This window comes from Pseudoalteromonas sp. SR45-6, assembly GCF_014163545.1.
GTDB classification, from domain to species: Bacteria; Pseudomonadota; Gammaproteobacteria; order Enterobacterales; family Alteromonadaceae; genus Pseudoalteromonas; species Pseudoalteromonas rhizosphaerae.
In genome coordinates this window covers 1-558 of the sequence record NZ_JACJDM010000177.1, presented here as the reverse complement: position 1 = coordinate 558, position 558 = coordinate 1, and the positions used below count along the sequence as shown (strand labels likewise).

At 42.5% G+C, this 558-nt stretch carries 1 rRNA gene and 1 pseudogene; one reads left to right on the top strand and one right to left on the bottom strand.

Annotated elements, in window-relative coordinates:
* Nucleotides 1-355 (top strand): annotated as a pseudogene (locus H5158_RS22775) (IS630 family transposase); the annotation flags it as partial.
* Nucleotides 356-457: 102 nt separating this feature from the next.
* On the opposite strand, the gene rrf reads toward H5158_RS22775, so the two are convergent.
* Nucleotides 458-558, bottom strand: a 5S ribosomal RNA gene (gene rrf, locus H5158_RS22770); the annotation flags it as partial.

Here is a 558-nt window from a genome sequence, read left to right as displayed (position 1 = left end):
AGCACGGTTTGGACAACAAAATCAAACAACACGCTTATGGGCTGAAACAGGCTCTAGGCCTCGCGCAACAAAACAACAGCAGTTTGAGTATGGATACTTATTTGGTGCAGTGTGCCCAAGTAATGATAAAACAGAAGCGCTGATCAGCCCTATCGTCAATAAAGACGTCATGACACAACACATGGAATTAAATCCACTAGAGCAAGTATGGAGTTGGATACGGCAACACTGTCTATCTAATCGTGTTTCTAGTGGTTATAAAGAAATAGTCGAACAGGTATTACAAGCGTGGAATAAATCCATCTCAGTCCCTAATACGGTAAAAGCATATGCTCTAGAGACTAGATCAAATTGACTTAATCTTTATGCAGATTACCTTTCACCTCGAACCTTCTTTTTACTTTATGCCAGACGTAAAAAAGCCCGACTATTGCTAGTCGGGCTTTCTCAATTTGGAGCCTGGCAATGTCCTACTTTCACATAGCAAATGCTACACTATCATCGGCGCTGTTTCGTTTCACTACTGAGTTCGGCATGGGGTCAGGTGGGTCCAAAACG